This window comes from Diaminobutyricibacter sp. McL0608 (assembly GCF_039613825.1).
GTDB lineage: Bacteria > Actinomycetota > Actinomycetes > Actinomycetales > Microbacteriaceae > Diaminobutyricibacter.
The window spans coordinates 3,069,185-3,085,092 of record NZ_CP154826.1; the positions used below are offsets into that span (position 1 = coordinate 3,069,185).

General features: G+C 65.3%; 24 protein-coding genes. 1 reads left to right on the forward strand and 23 read right to left on the reverse strand.

The window, feature by feature from the left end:
* Positions 1-200: 200 nt before the first annotated feature.
* Entirely contained in the window at positions 201-1,106 is a 906-nt protein-coding gene (gene truA / locus AAYO93_RS14655) for a tRNA pseudouridine(38-40) synthase TruA (protein WP_345761907.1), read from the reverse strand.
* A gap of 66 nt (positions 1,107-1,172) precedes the next feature.
* On the opposite strand from truA, the gene AAYO93_RS14660 reads away from it, so the two are divergent.
* Complete coding sequence (locus AAYO93_RS14660; RefSeq protein WP_345761908.1) at positions 1,173-3,122, forward strand: acyltransferase family protein; 1,950 nt, start codon at positions 1,173-1,175, stop codon at positions 3,120-3,122.
* A 13-nt stretch (positions 3,123-3,135) separates the two neighbouring features.
* Here the strand turns inward: AAYO93_RS14660 and AAYO93_RS14665 are convergent, their stop codons facing one another.
* The 22 genes from AAYO93_RS14665 to rplP form a co-directional block, all read right to left on the reverse strand.
* A complete protein-coding gene (locus tag AAYO93_RS14665; RefSeq protein WP_345761909.1) occupies positions 3,136-4,209 on the reverse strand; it encodes a GNAT family N-acetyltransferase in 1,074 nt (357 codons plus the stop codon).
* A gap of 101 nt (positions 4,210-4,310) precedes the next feature.
* The gene (rplQ, locus tag AAYO93_RS14670) at positions 4,311-4,880 is read right to left on the reverse strand and encodes a 50S ribosomal protein L17 (RefSeq protein ID WP_345761910.1); all 570 of its coding nucleotides are present in this window, start codon (positions 4,878-4,880) and stop codon (positions 4,311-4,313) included.
* 53 nt (positions 4,881-4,933) lie between these two features.
* A complete protein-coding gene (locus AAYO93_RS14675) occupies positions 4,934-5,926 on the reverse strand; it encodes a DNA-directed RNA polymerase subunit alpha (protein ID WP_163287584.1) in 993 nt (330 codons plus the stop codon).
* Positions 5,927-6,034: 108 nt separating this feature from the next.
* Positions 6,035-6,433: a 30S ribosomal protein S11 gene (gene rpsK, locus AAYO93_RS14680; RefSeq protein WP_055821293.1), complete on the reverse strand. Its 399-nt coding sequence runs from the start codon at positions 6,431-6,433 to the stop codon at positions 6,035-6,037.
* Between the two features lie 44 nt (positions 6,434-6,477).
* Positions 6,478-6,852: a 30S ribosomal protein S13 gene (gene rpsM / locus AAYO93_RS14685; RefSeq protein ID WP_163287586.1), complete on the reverse strand. Its 375-nt coding sequence runs from the start codon at positions 6,850-6,852 to the stop codon at positions 6,478-6,480.
* 143 nt (positions 6,853-6,995) lie between these two features.
* The gene (gene rpmJ / locus AAYO93_RS14690) at positions 6,996-7,109 is read right to left on the reverse strand and encodes a 50S ribosomal protein L36 (RefSeq protein ID WP_021759549.1); all 114 of its coding nucleotides are present in this window, start codon (positions 7,107-7,109) and stop codon (positions 6,996-6,998) included.
* Positions 7,110-7,190: 81 nt separating this feature from the next.
* The gene (gene infA / locus AAYO93_RS14695; RefSeq protein WP_021759551.1) at positions 7,191-7,412 is read right to left on the reverse strand and encodes a translation initiation factor IF-1; all 222 of its coding nucleotides are present in this window, start codon (positions 7,410-7,412) and stop codon (positions 7,191-7,193) included.
* A gap of 183 nt (positions 7,413-7,595) precedes the next feature.
* On the reverse strand, positions 7,596-8,426 hold the full coding sequence (map, locus tag AAYO93_RS14700; protein ID WP_345761911.1) for a type I methionyl aminopeptidase: 831 nt from the start codon (positions 8,424-8,426) through the stop codon (positions 7,596-7,598).
* A 12-nt stretch (positions 8,427-8,438) separates the two neighbouring features.
* Complete coding sequence (locus AAYO93_RS14705; protein WP_345761912.1) at positions 8,439-9,086, reverse strand: adenylate kinase; 648 nt, start codon at positions 9,084-9,086, stop codon at positions 8,439-8,441.
* Positions 9,083-10,405, reverse strand: a complete 1,323-nt coding sequence (gene secY, locus AAYO93_RS14710) for a preprotein translocase subunit SecY (protein ID WP_345761913.1) — start codon at positions 10,403-10,405, stop codon at positions 9,083-9,085. Before secY ends, AAYO93_RS14705 begins: the two co-directional genes overlap by 4 nt.
* Before the next feature lie 113 nt (positions 10,406-10,518).
* Complete coding sequence (gene rplO / locus AAYO93_RS14715) at positions 10,519-11,238, reverse strand: 50S ribosomal protein L15 (protein ID WP_345761914.1); 720 nt, start codon at positions 11,236-11,238, stop codon at positions 10,519-10,521.
* The gene (gene rpmD, locus AAYO93_RS14720) at positions 11,238-11,423 is read right to left on the reverse strand and encodes a 50S ribosomal protein L30 (RefSeq protein WP_345764899.1); all 186 of its coding nucleotides are present in this window, start codon (positions 11,421-11,423) and stop codon (positions 11,238-11,240) included. The genes rplO and rpmD overlap by 1 nt, the downstream gene beginning before the upstream one ends.
* Positions 11,423-12,091 carry a 30S ribosomal protein S5 gene (gene rpsE / locus AAYO93_RS14725; RefSeq protein ID WP_345764900.1) on the reverse strand — a complete coding sequence of 223 codons (669 nt, stop codon included), beginning with the start codon at positions 12,089-12,091 and terminating at the stop codon, positions 11,423-11,425. The genes rpmD and rpsE overlap by 1 nt, the downstream gene beginning before the upstream one ends.
* 29 nt (positions 12,092-12,120) lie before the next feature.
* A complete protein-coding gene (rplR, locus tag AAYO93_RS14730) occupies positions 12,121-12,492 on the reverse strand; it encodes a 50S ribosomal protein L18 (protein WP_345761915.1) in 372 nt (123 codons plus the stop codon).
* Between the two features lie 2 nt (positions 12,493-12,494).
* A complete protein-coding gene (gene rplF / locus AAYO93_RS14735; protein ID WP_345761916.1) occupies positions 12,495-13,031 on the reverse strand; it encodes a 50S ribosomal protein L6 in 537 nt (178 codons plus the stop codon).
* Between the two features lie 6 nt (positions 13,032-13,037).
* Entirely contained in the window at positions 13,038-13,436 is a 399-nt protein-coding gene (gene rpsH / locus AAYO93_RS14740; RefSeq protein ID WP_345761917.1) for a 30S ribosomal protein S8, read from the reverse strand.
* A gap of 101 nt (positions 13,437-13,537) precedes the next feature.
* A complete protein-coding gene (rplE, locus tag AAYO93_RS14745; protein ID WP_345761918.1) occupies positions 13,538-14,125 on the reverse strand; it encodes a 50S ribosomal protein L5 in 588 nt (195 codons plus the stop codon).
* Positions 14,125-14,487, reverse strand: coding sequence for a 50S ribosomal protein L24 (gene rplX / locus AAYO93_RS14750; RefSeq protein ID WP_345761919.1), 363 nt, complete (start codon positions 14,485-14,487; stop codon positions 14,125-14,127). Before rplX ends, rplE begins: the two co-directional genes overlap by 1 nt.
* 3 nt (positions 14,488-14,490) lie before the next feature.
* Positions 14,491-14,859, reverse strand: coding sequence for a 50S ribosomal protein L14 (gene rplN, locus AAYO93_RS14755; RefSeq protein ID WP_163287596.1), 369 nt, complete (start codon positions 14,857-14,859; stop codon positions 14,491-14,493).
* A complete protein-coding gene (gene rpsQ, locus AAYO93_RS14760) occupies positions 14,856-15,161 on the reverse strand; it encodes a 30S ribosomal protein S17 (RefSeq protein ID WP_345761920.1) in 306 nt (101 codons plus the stop codon). Before rpsQ ends, rplN begins: the two co-directional genes overlap by 4 nt.
* Positions 15,161-15,487: a 50S ribosomal protein L29 gene (rpmC, locus tag AAYO93_RS14765; RefSeq protein WP_345761921.1), complete on the reverse strand. Its 327-nt coding sequence runs from the start codon at positions 15,485-15,487 to the stop codon at positions 15,161-15,163. The genes rpsQ and rpmC overlap by 1 nt, the downstream gene beginning before the upstream one ends.
* On the reverse strand, positions 15,487-15,906 hold the full coding sequence (gene rplP, locus AAYO93_RS14770; RefSeq protein WP_163287599.1) for a 50S ribosomal protein L16: 420 nt from the start codon (positions 15,904-15,906) through the stop codon (positions 15,487-15,489). Before rplP ends, rpmC begins: the two co-directional genes overlap by 1 nt.
* Positions 15,907-15,908: the final 2 nt, after the last annotated feature.

A 15,908-nucleotide genomic window follows, 5' to 3' on the forward strand; every position in this document is an offset into this window, starting at 1 on the left:
CGGAACGCCGCAGGTGGAGGGCTCAACTTCGGATGCCGTGCTCAGGGGCGCGGACACCAAACATCAACTCTATTTCATCGGGCCTGCCCCGTCAAACCGAACCCGATCATGTCGGTGAGGGTCGTGCGCAGGGCGGGCGGCGGATGCTCGGCTCGCGACCGATCAGGACGCGCCTGGTGCCCCGGGCGAGGCAACCGCGACTACTCCTGCCCCTGCTCCTGCCCCGACTGCAGGTCCAGTGACCTGAGCGCCCGCGTCTGCTCCGCGCGCAACGCTAGCTCCTCGTCGCCGGGATAGCCGACCTCGAGCAGCGTCAGGCCACGTGCGGGCATGACCTTGAACGCGCTCGACCGGGTGCCGAGGTCGCGCAGCAGCACCGCATCCGTCACCGCCAGCTTGCCCTCTCCGACTCCGACGCACGCGCCGACGAGTGCGCGCACCATGCTGTGGCAGAACGCGTCGGCCTGGACGTCGCCGACGAGCACGCCGTCGTCGTCGCGCGTCCAGCCGAATCGCTGGAGAGTGCGGATGGTCGTCGCGCCCTCGCGCGGGCGGCAGTAGGTGGCGAAATCGTGCAGGCCGACCAGGCTCGCTGCGGCTGCGTCCATCGCGTCGGCGTCGAGCGTGACCGGCACCCAGGAGGTGCGATGGCGCTGCAGCGGATCGCGCGATGAGAGCTGGTCGGCGATGCGGTAGCGGTAGCGGCGCCAGATCGCCGAGAACCGGGCATCGAATCCGGTCGGGGCGAGTACGCAGCGCGACACGACGATGTCGGGGACGGGACCAAGGATGCCGTTGACGCGGCGAGCGAGTGCCGCCCCTGCGTCAGCGGTGCGCGGCGTCTTCCCGCGTGCGCGGAGCAGGCTCGCGATCTGATCCGCGGAGAGGTCCAGATGGGCCACCTGGCCCGAGGCGTGCACCCCCGCGTCGGTGCGGCCGGCCACGGTGAGCGTCGGCGCCGGGCCGTGCCGCCGGAAGATCGTCGCGAGCGCGGACTCCAGCTCCCCCTGCACGGTACGCAGCTGCGGTTGTCGCGTCCAGCCGTTGAAATCCGTGCCCTGGTAGGCGATGTCGAGCCGGAACCGGGTCGTCGCCTCGTCTTCCACGACCGCCAGTCTAGAGTCAGCGGAGCTTGTTATCGTTAAGGCCGCTTCGCGCGACCCGACTTCTTCATGACTTCCACCATCAACGCTCCAGCACGGGGCACAGCCCTGCCCGAAAGCGGCAGCGAGCGCAACGGCACGCCCGGTGCGAAGCGTTTCGGCGGACTCGACGGGCTTCGCGCCCTCGCCGTTCTGGGCGTGGTCGTCTACCACCTCTTCCCCGGTTTCCTGCCCGGCGGGTTCATCGGGGTCGACGTGTTCTTTGTCATCAGCGGCTTCCTCATCACGAGTCTGCTGATGCGCGAGCGTTCCGCAACCGGGCGGATCGATCTGCGCACGTTCTGGGTCCGGCGGGGTCGCCGACTGCTTCCGGCGCTCGTCGCCGTGATGCTCGCCTGCGCGACAGCCGCGGCCCTGATCGGCGGCTCCGTACTCACGGCCATCGGGCGGCAACTCCTCGGAGCAGCGACGTTCAGCAGCAACTGGCTCGACATCGCCTCCGACAGCAGCTATTTCGCCAGGGACACGCCTGAGCTCTTCCGCAACCTGTGGTCACTCGCGGTCGAGGAGCAGTTCTATGTGGTCTGGCCGGCCCTCCTGCTCGCGATCGTCCTGATCCGCCACTGGGGCGTCCGCGTCGCGATCGTCTCGGCGATCGCCATCGCGTCGGCGGTCGAGATGGCATTTCTTTACGCGCCCGGCAGCGACGCGACGCGGGTCTACTTCGGCTCGGACACGCACAGCTTCGGACTCGCGCTGGGTGCGGTGCTCGCGCTCGTCATCAGCCGGATCAAGCCACTGAACCTCGATGCCGGCGAGTCCGGGCTGCAGTGGTTCATCCGCCGGATGCTCCCCGGAGTCGGTGTCGCCGCCCTGGTCGCACTCGGCGCAGCGGCGTGGCTGATGCACGACGACAGCGGCTTCACCTACCAGGGCGGTCTCGCGCTCGTCAGTGTCCTGGCTGCGCTCGTCATCTGGGCAGCCGTGTCTTCGCAGTCCCGGCTGGGCCGCTCGCTCGACGCCGCGCCGCTGCGGTTCGTCGGCACACGCTCGTACGGCATCTACCTCTGGCACTGGCCCGTGTTCGTGCTCGTGACCGCGGTCGTCGCGCGCGAGGCCTCCCCCGCGCCCGCCTGGCAGGTCGGTCTCATCGCGCTTGGAATCACCGCAGTCGCCGCGCTGGTCTCATTCCGGTTCATCGAGACCCCGATCAGGCGACTTGGAGTCCGCGGCACGGTGCGGCACGTCGTGCACCGGGCGCGAGACTCAAGAGCGGCTCGAATCGCTGCGATCGCGACGCTTGCCGCAGCAACCCTTCTGACGGCCGGGACCGTCACCGCGGTCGTCATCGCCCCGCAGCACACGGATGCGCAGGACTTCATCGAACGCGGACAGCAGGCGCTCACGAAACCGGGACACGCGGTCCCGGGCGAGTCCGCTCATCCGCCCACTCCACGCGGTGCGCCCGACCCCCACCCGGTGGCCACCGGCGACCAGATCATGGCGATCGGTGACTCGGTCATGCTCGCATCGGCGCCGTCGCTGCAGGAGACGTTCCCGGGCATCCGGATCGACGCCGTAGTCTCGCGACAGATGCGCGCCGCGCCGAGCATCCTGCAAGCGGCGAAGGATGCGGGAACACTCCGCAAGGTCGTGCTCATCGGGCTCGGAACGAACGGGTCGATCTCGGAGTCCACACTCGACGAGTTGCAACAGATCGCCGGGACCGACCATCAGTTCGTCTTCGTCACCGTGCAGGCCCCCCGAGGCTGGACCGACGGGGTGAACGCCGAACTCGACACCTTCGCCGGGACGCACCAGAAGACGGTCGCCCTCGCGGAATGGAAGAGCGCGATCACACCGCACCTCGACCTTCTCGCCGAAGACCACATCCACCCGGGCAGCCGGGGCGGGCGCATCTACGCGGCAGCCATTGACGATGCGCTCCATCGCCTGGCCGAACGGTCACCGGTCAGGCCGTACACCGTGTGGGGCGACGACGGGCCGCGCCCGCAGTAGTGCCCGCCTGAGTTCAGTAGACCCGGACCAGCGAGGTCTCCGAATTCGTCTGCACGAAACCCATGCGCGTGTACAGGCCAAGCGCACCCGTCGGACTCGCCGAATCGACGTCGAGGGTGACGCGCTGCCAGCCCTGCGCAGCGCAGGCCGCCAGGGTTCGCGAGAGGAGCGCGGGAGCGATCCGGCGACCGCGATGCGCCCGTGTCGTCCCGACCATCCCGATGTAGGCGCCGGAGAAGCCCTGCGTCTCCCAGTCGTCCTCGTTCACCTGGCACAGCACGAAGCCGACAACCTCTTCGCCCGCGCTGCCCTCGCGTTCGCCCCCCTCGTCTGCGTTGCCGTCGACGACCGCGAGAAAGGAGATGTCGGCACGGAAGGTGCCGTCGAGCCACGCCTGCCACTGTTCGTCGCTCATGGGCTGGCTGCCCCAGTGGTCTCGGAACGAGTCCGTTCGGGCGATCAGCGCCTTGCCGGAAAGAGCGTCAGTGAACGGGACGATCCTGACGTTCTCGCTCGGATCGACCAGCTCGATCGGATCGGCCAGGTCGCGCTCGAGCCCGGCGAAGTACCGCACGGCCTCGAAACCCGCATGCCGCAGCAGGCGTTCGCTCTGCGGTGCGCGCGCATCGGCCGAGGCCATCGTCCATGCCGGAAGCCTCTTGTCAGAGGCAGCGAATCGCTGCTCGGCGCGCGTCCGCTGCCAGACGAGCAGTTCGCGGCCGATGCCGCGGCCCCGGTGATTTGGATGCACGCCGCCATAGAGAAAACACCTCACCAAGGTCTCCTGAAGCGGCGGCATCACCACCAGCCCGAGCGCGACGGGGACCCCATCGGCGGTGAAGCCGATGAGGGAGTCGGTGGCGAGGTCGACGAACGAATAGCCGAACTCCTCCTCGAGTTCCTCCCGGGTGAGCACGTAGTTCGGGTGATCGGCGGAATCGATCGCCTGCATCAGCGGCAACACGGAATCGACGTCGTCGAAGGTCGCCGGGCGCCACCGGGTGATCAGCGGATGCGACGGCTGGAAGGTCGGCGGCGCCGTCACGCGGTCGCGAACGGGCTTCATGTCGTCGATCGTGCCGGCCATCCATCCACCCTAGTGAGTCGGATGAGACGTCGGTGCGTCCGGTGAAACGACGAAGGTCCCCACCGCGGAACGGAGGGGACCTTCGAGAGCGTCAGAGGACGTCAGGCCTTCTCGGCCTCCGCCTCAGCGGTGGTCTCTTCTGCCTCGGCAGCCTCAGCGTCGCCAGTGGCCTCTTCGACGACCTCGGCCTCGGCGACCTCGGTCTCCTCGGCGGCGGTCTCAGCGGCGGTCTCCTCGACCGGAGCCTCCTCCACCTTGGCGGCCTTCGGAGCAGCCTTGGAGGACGACTTGGTCGACTTCACCTTCGGGGTGACGGGCTCGAGAACGAGCTCGATCTGCGCCATGGGGGCGTTGTCGCCCTTGCGGAAGCCGAGCTTCGTGATGCGGGTGTAGCCGCCCTCGCGCTCGGCGACGAGCGGTGCGATCTCCGTGAAGAGCTCGTGGACGACGGCCTTGTCACCGATCACGCCGAGCACGCGACGGCGCGCGTGCAGGTCGCCACGCTTGGCGAACGTGATCAGGCGCTCAGCGAGCGGACGAAGGCGCTTGGCCTTGGTCTCGGTCGTCTTGATGCTCTTGTGGGTGAACAGGGCAGCAGCCAGGTTGGCGAGCAGCAGGCGCTCGTGAGCCGGTCCGCCTCCGAGGCGGGGGCCCTTGGTTGGCTTAGGCATTATCGGTTATCTCCAGTGTTGAAAGTCGAAAGGCGTAGTCGAGACGACAGGCCTTAGATGTTCTCGTCGTCTTCGTAGCCGCTGTAGAAGTGGGCGCCGTCGAACCCGGGAACCGAGTCCTTCAGCGAAAGCCCCATCTCAACGAGCTTGTCCTTGACCTCATCCACCGACTTCTGTCCGAAGTTGCGGATGTTCATGAGCTGGGTCTCCGACAGCGAAACGAGCTCGCTGACGGTGTTGATGCCCTCACGCTTGAGGCAGTTGTACGAGCGGACCGACAGGTCGAGGTCCTCGATCGGCATCGACAGCTCGGAGCTGAGCACCTGGTCGACCGGCGCGGGGCCGATCTCGATGCCCTCGGCCGCGCTGTTGAGCTCGCGGGCGAGACCGAACAGCTCGGTGAGCGTGCGACCGGCGGATGCGATCGCGTCGCGCGGGCTGATCGCAGGCTTGGTCTCCACGTCGACCACGAGGCGGTCGAAGTCGGTGCGCTCACCGGCACGCGTCGCCTCGACGCGGTAGGTGACCTTGAGCACGGGCGAGTAGATCGAGTCGATCGGGATCTGACCCGCTTCGCTGTACTCGTTGCGGTTCTGGGTCGCCGAGACGTAGCCGCGGCCGCGCTCGATGGTCAGCTCGACCTCGAACTTCGCCTTGTCATTGAGGGTCGCGATGACGAGCTCGGGGTTGTGGATCTCCACGCCCGCGGGTGCCGAGATGTCGGCAGCGGTGACCTGACCGGCGCCGGTCTTGCGCAGGTAGGCCGTGATGGGCTCATCGTGCTCGCTCGAGACGACGAGGCCCTTGATGTTGAGGATGATCTCGGTGACGTCTTCTTTCACACCGGGAACGGTGCTGAACTCGTGGAGAACGCCGTCGATGCGGATGCTGGTGACAGCAGCGCCGGGGATGGAAGAGAGGAGCGTGCGGCGAAGCGAGTTCCCGAGGGTGTAACCGAAGCCCGGCTCGAGGGGCTCGATGACGAACCGCGAGCGGAACTCCGAGATGTTTTCTTCGGCGAGCGTGGGACGCTGTGCAATGAGCACTGTTGTTTCCTTTCGGCTAAGTGTCCGCTATATGACACTTGCATCGCGCGCGGGACGGCGACGAAGTCACCGTCCCGCTTACGCGAAAATGGATTCTGGTACAGCTACTTAGACGCGGCGGCGCTTGGGCGGACGGCAACCGTTGTGCGCCTGCGGCGTCACATCGTTGATCGACCCGACCTCGAGGCCTGCGGCCTGCAGGGAACGGATCGCAGTTTCGCGGCCCGAACCCGGTCCCTTGACGAAGACGTCAACCTTCTTCATGCCGTGCTCCTGCGCCTGGCGCGCAGCCGACTCGGCGGCGAGCTGAGCGGCGAACGGGGTCGACTTGCGCGAACCCTTGAAGCCGACGCCACCCGAGGATGCCCAGCTGATGACCGCACCGGTGGTGTCGGTGATCGAGACGATGGTGTTGTTGAACGTGCTCTTGATGTGGGCCTGGCCCACGGCGATGTTCTTCTTTTCTTTCTTGCGCGGCTTCCGTACGGCCGACTTGGGTGCTGCCATGATTTCTCCTGAATCCTTAAGGCGCGTGACTCGCGGGCCGAGGCCTAGCGAGCCTTCTTCTTGCCGGCGACGGTGCGCTTCGGACCCTTACGGGTGCGCGCATTGGTCTTGGTACGCTGACCGCGGACCGGGAGGCCCTTGCGGTGGCGGATGCCCTCGTAGCTGCCGATCTCGACCTTGCGTCGGATGTCGGCGGCGACCTCACGACGAAGGTCACCTTCAACCTTGTAGTTGCCTTCGATGTAGTCGCGGAGGGCGACGAGCTGGTCGTCGGTCAGATCCTTGACGCGGATGTTCCCGTCGATTTCGGTGTCGGCGAGGGTCTTGAGCGCCCTCGTACGGCCAACACCGTAGATGTAAGTCAGTGCTACTTCCACGCGCTTTTCGCGCGGAATGTCAACGCCGGCTAGACGTGCCATTGTGGCTTCTCCTGTGAGTGAGTGGAGGTCTGAAACAGCTCCGGTGCCCCGGCCTCCAACCGAGGGTGTCCCCTGCTCGCGCAGGTTCTGGTGCTGCCTTTATCGTTGTTGAGTTTTCAGTCGTGCGAGTCGCGCCCGGGACTTTAGCCCTGGCGTTGCTTGTGACGCGGGTTCTCGCAGATGACCATGACCCGGCCGTTACGACGGATGACCTTGCACTTATCGCAGATCTTCTTGACGGAGGGCTTGACCTTCATAGTTCTTGTACCTTTATTGTTCGCTGTCCTCGTACCTCACCCGGGGCTACCCGTGGGTGGGGCCGTTACTTACAGCAGCCGTTACTTGTAGCGGTAGACGATACGGCCGCGGGTCAGGTCATAAGGACTCAGCTCCACGATCACGCGGTCCTCCGGGAGGATGCGGATGTAGTGCTGACGCATCTTGCCCGAGATGTGGGCAAGCACCTTGTGCCCGTTCGTCAGCTCAACGCGGAACATCGCGTTGGGCAGAGCTTCGACCACAGATCCTTCGATCTCGATGACGCCGTCTTTTTTGGCCATAGCCTCACTGTCGCTAAAAGTATTGTTTGCTGGTCGTGCGTTGGATTGTGGTGCTCCGCGACCCGGCGAACGGATGCAGCGGGCACACGAAAACGTGTGCAAAACACCAAGGATCAATCTTATGCGATTCCCGCGCGTTTCGCGAATCGAGGGGTATTATCCGCGTTCGCTCGTGGAGATCGACTATGGAATGGGAACGGGAGTGATCCCGAATGGGGCGAGGCCGGCCGCCCCGCCATCCGCGGCCGTCAGTACCCAGATGCCATCCGCGTGGACCGCGACGCTGTGCTCCCAGTGCGCCGCAGCAGAGCCGTCCTCTGTCGCGACCGTCCATCCGTCATCCCGGACATACGTCTCCGGGTCGCCCAGGACGACCATCGGCTCGATCGCGACGACGAGTCCGGGCTTCACCTCCGGACCCTTGGCGCTGACCCGATAGTTGAAGACCGGTGGCGCCTCATGCATGCTTCGCCCGATGCCGTGGCCGACGTAGTCGGTGAGGATGCCGTAATCGCCTTGCGAGACGATGTAGTCCTCGATCGCCTCGCCGACCTCGTTCAGGTGGCGAGCGGTGACCAGGCGTGCAATGCCTCGCCACAGGGACTGCTCGGTGACCTCGGAGAGCGTGAGTCGCTCGTCGAAGACGTCCCGCCGTGCCGGGTCGGGCAGCACGAAGGTGCGTGCCGCATCCCCGTTCCACCCGTTCAGGATGGCGCCGCTGTCGATCGAGACGATGTCGCCGGGCACGAGGAGGCGGTCACCGGGGATCCCGTGGACCACGTCGTCGTTCACCGAAGCGCAAATGGTGTGGTCGTAGCCCTGTTCCAATGTGAAGTTGGGACGGGCACCCCGCTCGACGATCGCCCGCTCCGCGAGCGCGTCGAGGGTGAGAGTGCTGACGCCCGGTTCGATCGCGGCAGCCACCGCGTCGAGCGACGCGGCGGTCGCGAGACCGGGCTCCACCATCAGCCGAAGCTGGGCGGGCGACTTGTAGATCGACCGTCGGAAGACCATCGGACGCGCTGGCTACGCGACCGACTCGGAGTCGCGCTCCGCTGTCGGCAGGATTCCGCGGTCGGAGAGCGCACGGGTGATCCGCGAGGCGACCTCGTCGATGTCACCGAGCCCGTCGACCTCGATCAAGAGGCCGCGGCCGCGGTAGACCTCGATCAGTGGCGACGTCTCACGAAGATAGACCTCCTGGCGATGGCGGATCGCCTCCTCGGAGTCGTCGACCCGGCCCTGCTCCTGCGCGCGCTTGGTCAGTCGAGCCACGACCTCGTCGCGATCGGCCACGAGCTGGATCACTCCGACGAGGCTCTGACCCTTGCCGGCGAGCAGCCGGTCGAGGTAGTTCACCTGTTCGAGCGTGCGCGGGTAGCCGTCGAGGAGGAATCCGTTGCGGGCGTCGTCCTCTTCGAGCCGTTCGGTCACCAGCGCGTTGGTCAGGCTGTCGGGAACGTAGTCGCCCGCGTCGACGATCTCCTTGACCTGCATCCCGAGCGCCGTGCCGTTCTTGATGTTGAAGCGGAAGATGTCACCCGTGGACACGTCGGGGATGCCGTAGACCGAGCTGATCCGTGCCGCCTGGGTTCCCTTGCCGGAGCCGGGCGGGCCCACGATCAGCAGGCGCGCCCCCTTCTGCGCAGAGGAGTCGTCAGCGACACGGGTCATCGAAGCAGCCCTTCGTAATGGCGCTGCTGGAGTTGGGAGTCGATCTGCTTGACCGTCTCCAGGCCGACGCCGACGATGATCAGGATGGAGGTTCCGCCGAACATGAAGTTCTGACTCGCCCCCAGCACCGAGAACGCTATGAGCGGGATCAGCGCGATCAAGCCGAGGTAGATCGAGCCCGGCAGGGTCACTCGGGTCAGCACGTAGTCGAGGTATTCGGCTGTGGGCCGCCCGGCACGGATACCGGGGATGAACCCGCCGTACTTCTTCATGTTGTCGGCGACTTCTTCAGGGTTGAAGGTGATCGCGACATAGAAGTACGTGAACCCGACGATGAGCAGGAAGTACAGCAGCATGTAGAGCGGGTGGTCGCCCTTGGTGAGGTAGTTGGTGATCCACGTCACCCAGGCCGCAGGCGCCTGGCCGGCCTTGGGTTGGTTGAACTGCGCGATGAGCGCGGGCAGGTACAACAGTGACGACGCGAAGATGACGGGCACGACACCGGCCATGTTCACCTTGATCGGGATGTACGTGTTGTTGCCGCCATAGGTGCGACGGCCGACCATCCGCTTCGCATACTGCACGGGGATGCGCCGCTGCGATTGCTCGACGAACACCACGGCCGCGACGATCAGCAACCCGATCGCGAGGACCACGATCAGGGTCTCGACGTTCTGCGTCTGCGCGATCGCGATCAGCGACGGCGGGAACTGTGCCGCGATCGACGTGAAGATGAGCAGCGACATGCCGTTGCCGATGCCGCGCTCGGTGACGAGCTCGCCCATCCACATGATGAGGCCCGTACCGGCGGTCATGGTCAGGACCATGAGGAGTATCGCGTACCACGAGTCGTCGGTGATCAGCTGCGTGCACTGGGAGACGCTGGTGGTGCCGAAGAGGGCGCCGCTTCGCGCGACCGTGATCAGCGTCGTCGACTGGAGCACGCCGAGTGCGATCGTCAGGTAACGCGTGTACTGCGTGAGCTTGCTCTGGCCGGCCTGGCCCTCTTTGTACAGCGTTTCGAAGTGAGGGATGACCACGCGCAGGAGCTGCACGATGATCGACGCGGTGATGTACGGCATGATGCCGAGCGCGAAGATCGAGAGTTTGAGGAGCGCGCCACCACTGAAGAGGTTGACGAGCGAGTAGAGACCGGACGTGTCCTGGTTGGCCGCGAGACAGGTCTGCACGTTGCCGAAGTCCACGAAGGGCGCGGGTATGAACGAGCCCAGCCGGAAGAGGGCGATGATGCCCAGGGTGAAGGCGATCTTCTTGCGAAGGTCTGGCGTGCGGAAGATCCGCGCGACGGCGCTAAACAAAGTGCGTCCTGCTTTCCTGTAAGGAGTCAGCCGGGTGATCAGGAAAACTGATCACCCGACTGCACTACTTTACGGGGTCGACCGGAACACTGTGGTCCGATCGATCCGAGTGACTACTTGACAGAGCCACCAGCGGCGAGGATCTTCTGCTCGGCAGAGCCGGAGACCTTGTCGACCGCAACGTTCAGCTTAACCGCAATGTCACCATTGCCGAGAACCTTGACCTTCTCGTTCTTGCGAACGGCGCCCTTGGCCACGAGGTCGGTGATGGTCACATCGCCGCCCGACGGGTAGAGCTCGGCGAGCTTCTCCAGGTTCACGACCTGGTACTCGACGCGGAACGGGTTCTTGAAGCCGCGAAGCTTCGGAGCCCGCATGTGGAACGGGAGCTGGCCACCCTGGAAGCCGGGGCGGACCTGGTAGCGAGCCTTCGTACCCTTGGTACCACGGCCGGCCGTCTTACCCTTCGAACCCTCACCGCGTCCAACGCGGGTCCGGTCCTTCTTGGAACCGGCGGCGGGACGCAGGTGGTGCACCTTGAGCACGTGCTCGCGGTTCTCCGTCTGCGCAGCCTTGGCAGCAGGCTTGTCGGCCTTCGCAGCAGGCTTCTCGGCCTTCGCGGCGGTCGTGCCGTCGGAGGCTGCAGCAGCCTTCGACGACGAAGCCTTGGCGGGCGCCTTCTTCTCGGCGGCCGGCTTCTCAGCCGAGGTCGAGGCAGCCTTCGCAGGCGCCTTCTTCGCCGCTGCCTTGGGGGCGGCGGCCTTCTTCTCAGCGGCGGGCTTGTCAGCAGCCTTGACGGCCTTGGCCGTGGTTGCTTCCTTCTCGTCAGCCATTAGTCAATCTCCTCGACCTTCACCAGGTGAGCGACGGTGTTGACGTATCCGCGGTTCTGCGAATTGTCCTCACGGACGACGACGTCACCGATGCGCTTCAGACCCAGGCTGCGAAGCGTGTCGCGCTGGTTCTGTTTTTCACTTACTTTGGACTTGATCTGGGTAACTTTCAGACGCGCGGCCATCATGCACCTGCCTTGGCGGTTGCAGCAGCCTCGGCGAGCGCTGCCTCGGTGCGAAGCAGGCGAGCCGGAGCCACCTGGTCGTAGTCGAGCCCACGACGGGCTGCGACGGCGCGCGGCTCCTCGAGCTGCTTCAGCGCCACGACGGTCGCGTGCACGATGTTGATCGTGTTCGACGAACCGAGCGACTTGCTGAGCACATCGTGGATACCGGCGCACTCGAGGACGGCGCGGACCGGGCCACCGGCGATAACACCGGTACCGGCGGACGCCGGGCGCAGCATGACGACGCCTGCGGCCGCCTCACCCTGGACGGGGTGCGGGATCGTGTTGCCGACGCGGGGGACGCGGAAGAAGTTCTTCTTCGCCTCCTCGACGCCCTTTGAGATCGCCAGCGGCACCTCGCGGGCCTTGCCGTAGCCGACACCGACGAGACCGTTGCCGTCTCCGACCACGACGAGCGCGGTGAAGCTGAAGCGACGTCCGCCCTTGACGACCTTCGAGACGCGGTTGATCGTCACAACGCGCTCGAGGAACTGGCTCTTCTCGGAGTCGCGGCTGCCGCGATCACGGTTGGGGTTGCGCTCACGACCACCACGACGGGCCTCGCGAGGCTCGTTCTGCGTGGAGATCGTGGATGCGGCGGTTTCCACCGGCGCCTCTGCGGCCACGGTCTGCTCCTTGTTGTTCTCTGCTTCGCTCACAGGTTCAATCCACCCTCTCGAGCTCCCTCGGCGACAGCTGCGACGCGTCCCGCGTACTTGCTGCCACCACGGTCGAATACGACGGCGTCGACGCCGGCGGTCTTTGCACGCTCGGCGACGAGTTCGCCGACCTTGCGGGCCTTCGCGGTCTTGTCGCCGTCGAAGGTGCGCAGGTCAGCCTCGAGGGTCGATGCCGACGCAAGGGTGTGACCCTTGCTGTCGTCGACGACCTGGACGAAGACGTGACGTGCGGAACGGGTGACCACCAGGCGCGGACGAACCGCGGTTCCCTCGATCTTCTTGCGAAGACGGGTGTGGCGGCGGTCACGCGCTGCGGACTTGCTCTTTCCTCTGGTTCCGAGAGCCATGGTTACTTACCAGCCTTTCCGGCCTTGCGGCGGACAACCTCGCCGGCGTAACGCACACCCTTGCCCTTGTAGGGCTCGGGCTTGCGAATCTTGCGGATGTTGGCGGCGACCTCGCCGACGGCCTGCTTGTCGATGCCGCTGACCGTGAGCTTGTTGTTGCCCTCGACCGTCAGGCTGATGCCCGCCGGCGGCTCGACCGTGACCGGGTGCGAGAAGCCGAGCGCGAACTCGACCGCGCTGCCCTTCTGCGCGACGCGGTAACCGGTGCCGACGATCTCGAGTCCCTTGGTGTAACCCTGGGTGACGCCGATGATCTGGTTGTTGATCAGGGTGCGGGTCAGGCCGTGGAGCGAACGCGAGCTGCGCTCGTCGTCCGGACGGGTGACGAGCACCTGGCCCTCTTCGAGCTTGACCTCGATGGGGTTCGCGACGGTGAGCGAGAGCTCACCCTTCGGGCCCTTGACCGTGACGGCCTGGCCGTCGATCTTCACATCGACCCCGGTAGGGATGTCGATGGGCAGTCTTCCAATACGCGACATGACGAACTACCACACGTAGGCGAGGACTTCCCCACCCACGCCCTTCTTCTCAGCCTGGCGGTCAGTCAGCAGACCGGAGGAGGTGGACAGGATGGCGACGCCGAGCCCTCCGAGAACCTTGGGGATCTCCGTGGACTTCGCGTAGACGCGAAGACCGGGCTTCGAGACGCGCTTGATGCCGGCGATGGAACGCTCACGGTTCGGTCCGAACTTGAGGCTCAGCGTCAGCGTCTGGCCGACCCGCGCATCCGTGACCTCCCAGCCGGAGATGTATCCCTCGGCCTTGAGAATGTCGGCGATGTGCGCCTTGAGCTTCGAGTGCGGCATCGACACGGTGTCGTGGTGTGCCGAGTTCGCGTTGCGCAGTCTGGTCAGCATGTCTGCGACCGGATCTGTCATTGTCATTTCGGTGTTTCCTTTGTTCACCAGGTTTCGTTCAGCCGTTACACGACTGACGACCTGTGGTGGTCGTGGTCTCTCCAGATCGGAGGGACCATCGGGTGGAGCTAGTTCGTGGCCTCGTTGGAACGGAACGGGAAGCCGAGCTGCTTGAGCAGCGCGCGGCCTTCGTCGTCGTTCTTCGCGGTGGTCACCACAGTGATGTCCATGCCGCGGACGCGGTCGATCTTGTCCTGGTCGATCTCGTGGAACATCGACTGCTCCGTGAGACCGAACGTGTAGTTGCCGGTGCCGTCGAACTGCTTGTCCGAAAGGCCACGGAAGTCGCGGATGCGGGGAAGTGCGAGCGAGAGCAGGCGGTCGAGGAACTCCCACATGCGGTCGCCACGAAGCGTGACGTGTGCGCCGATGGGCTGGCCCTCACGCAGCTTGAACTGCGCGATGGACTTGCGTGCCTTGGTGACCTGCGGCTTCTGACCGGTGATCTTGGTCAGGTCGGCGACAGCGCCGTCGATGATCTTGCCATCGCGTGCTGCTTCGCCGACGCCCATGTTGACGACGATCTTCACGAGACCCGGCACCTGGTGCGGGTTGGTGAAGCCGAGGTCCTTGCTCAGCGTCGCAGAGATCTCGTTCTTGTACTTCTCTTTGAGACGCGGCTGGATTTTGCCAGCCACCGCTGTGGTGTCGCTCATTACAGGTCCTTACCTGACTTCTTGGCGTAACGAACACGGACCGTCTTGGAGACGCCGTCCTTCGTCACGGTTTCGCTGCGGAAGCCGACGCGCGTCGGCTTCTTGGTCTCTGGGTCGACGAGTGCCACGTTCGAAACGTGGATCGGAGCCTCGTGCGTTTCGATGCCGCCGGTCTTCGTGCCACGCTGCGTCTGTCCGACACGCACGTGCTTGGTGACGAAGTTGACGCCCTCGACGATGACGCGGTCCTTCTCGACCTGCACCTCGATGACGCGACCCTGCTTGCCTTTGTCGCCTCCACGAGCCTGGCTCGCGCCGGAGATGACCTCGACCAGGTCGCCCTTCTTGATGTTCTTCGCCATGACTTAGATAACCTCCGGTGCCAGCGAGATGATCTTCATGAACTTCTTGTCGCGGAGTTCGCGACCGACCGGTCCGAAGATACGGGTGCCGCGGGGGTCACCGTCGTTCTTCAGGATCACTGCAGCGTTCTCATCGAACTTGATGTACGAGCCGTCGGCACGGCGTGTCTGCTTGACCACGCGCACGATGACAGCCTTGACGACGTCGCCCTTCTTGACGTTGCCGCCGGGAATCGCGTCCTTGACCGTGGCGACGATGACGTCACCCAGGCCCGCGTAACGACGACCCGAACCACCCAGCACGCGGATGGTCAGCAGCTCCTTGGCGCCCGTGTTATCGGCGACCTTGAGCCGGGACTCCTGCTGAATCACTTGGCCTTCTCCAAAATCTCAACGAGGCGCCAACGCTTCGAGGCGCTCAGGGGACGGGTCTCGCTGATGAGGACGAGGTCGCCGATGCCGGCGCTGTTCGCCTCATCGTGTGCCTTCACCTTCGAGGTGCGGCGGATGACCTTGCCGTACAGCGGGTGCTTCACGCGGTCTTCGACCTCGACGACGATGGTCTTGTCCATCTTGTCGCTGACGACGTAACCGCGACGGGCCTTGCGGTAGCCGCGGACGAGAGCCTCGGCGGCCACCGTCTCTTCGGCCGTGGCCTTGGTGGTCTGTGCCATTAGTTGGCCTCCTCGGTTTCAGCGGCCTCGGCAGCCGCCGGAGCAGCTTCCTTCTTGGCCTTGGGCTTCTTGTCGGCCTTCGCGACGACCTCGACCGGGGCCGGGGTCGCGCGGATGCCGAGCTCACGCTCACGAATGACCGTGTAGATGCGAGCGATGTCGCGCTTGACGGCACGAAGTCGGCCGTGGCTCTCGAGCTGGCCGGTAGCCGACTGGAAGCGCAGGTTGAACAGCTCTTCCTTGGCCTTCTTCAGCTCGTCGACGAGTCGCTCGTCTTCAAAGGTGTCGAGCTCGGTGGGTGCGAGCTCCTTGGATCCGATCGCCATTATGCGTCGCCCTCCTCGCGCTTGATGATGCGTGCCTTGAGGGGCAGCTTGTGGATTGCACGGGTCATGGCCTCACGGGCGATGGTCTCGTTGACACCGCTCAGCTCGAAGAGCACGCGACCCGGCTTGACGTTTGCGACCCACCACTCCGGCGAACCCTTACCGGAACCCATGCGGGTTTCGGCCGGCTTCTTCGTGAGCGGACGGTCGGGGTAGATGTTGATCCACACCTTTCCACCACGCTTGATGTGACGCGTCATGGCGATACGAGCGGACTCGATCTGACGGTTGGTCACGTACGCGGGAGTAAGGGCCTGGATGCCGTACTCGCCGAAGGAGACCTTCGTGCCACCGGTCGCCTGGCCACTACGGCCGGGGTGGTGCTGCTTGCGGTGCTTGACTCTGCGTGGGATCAACATGG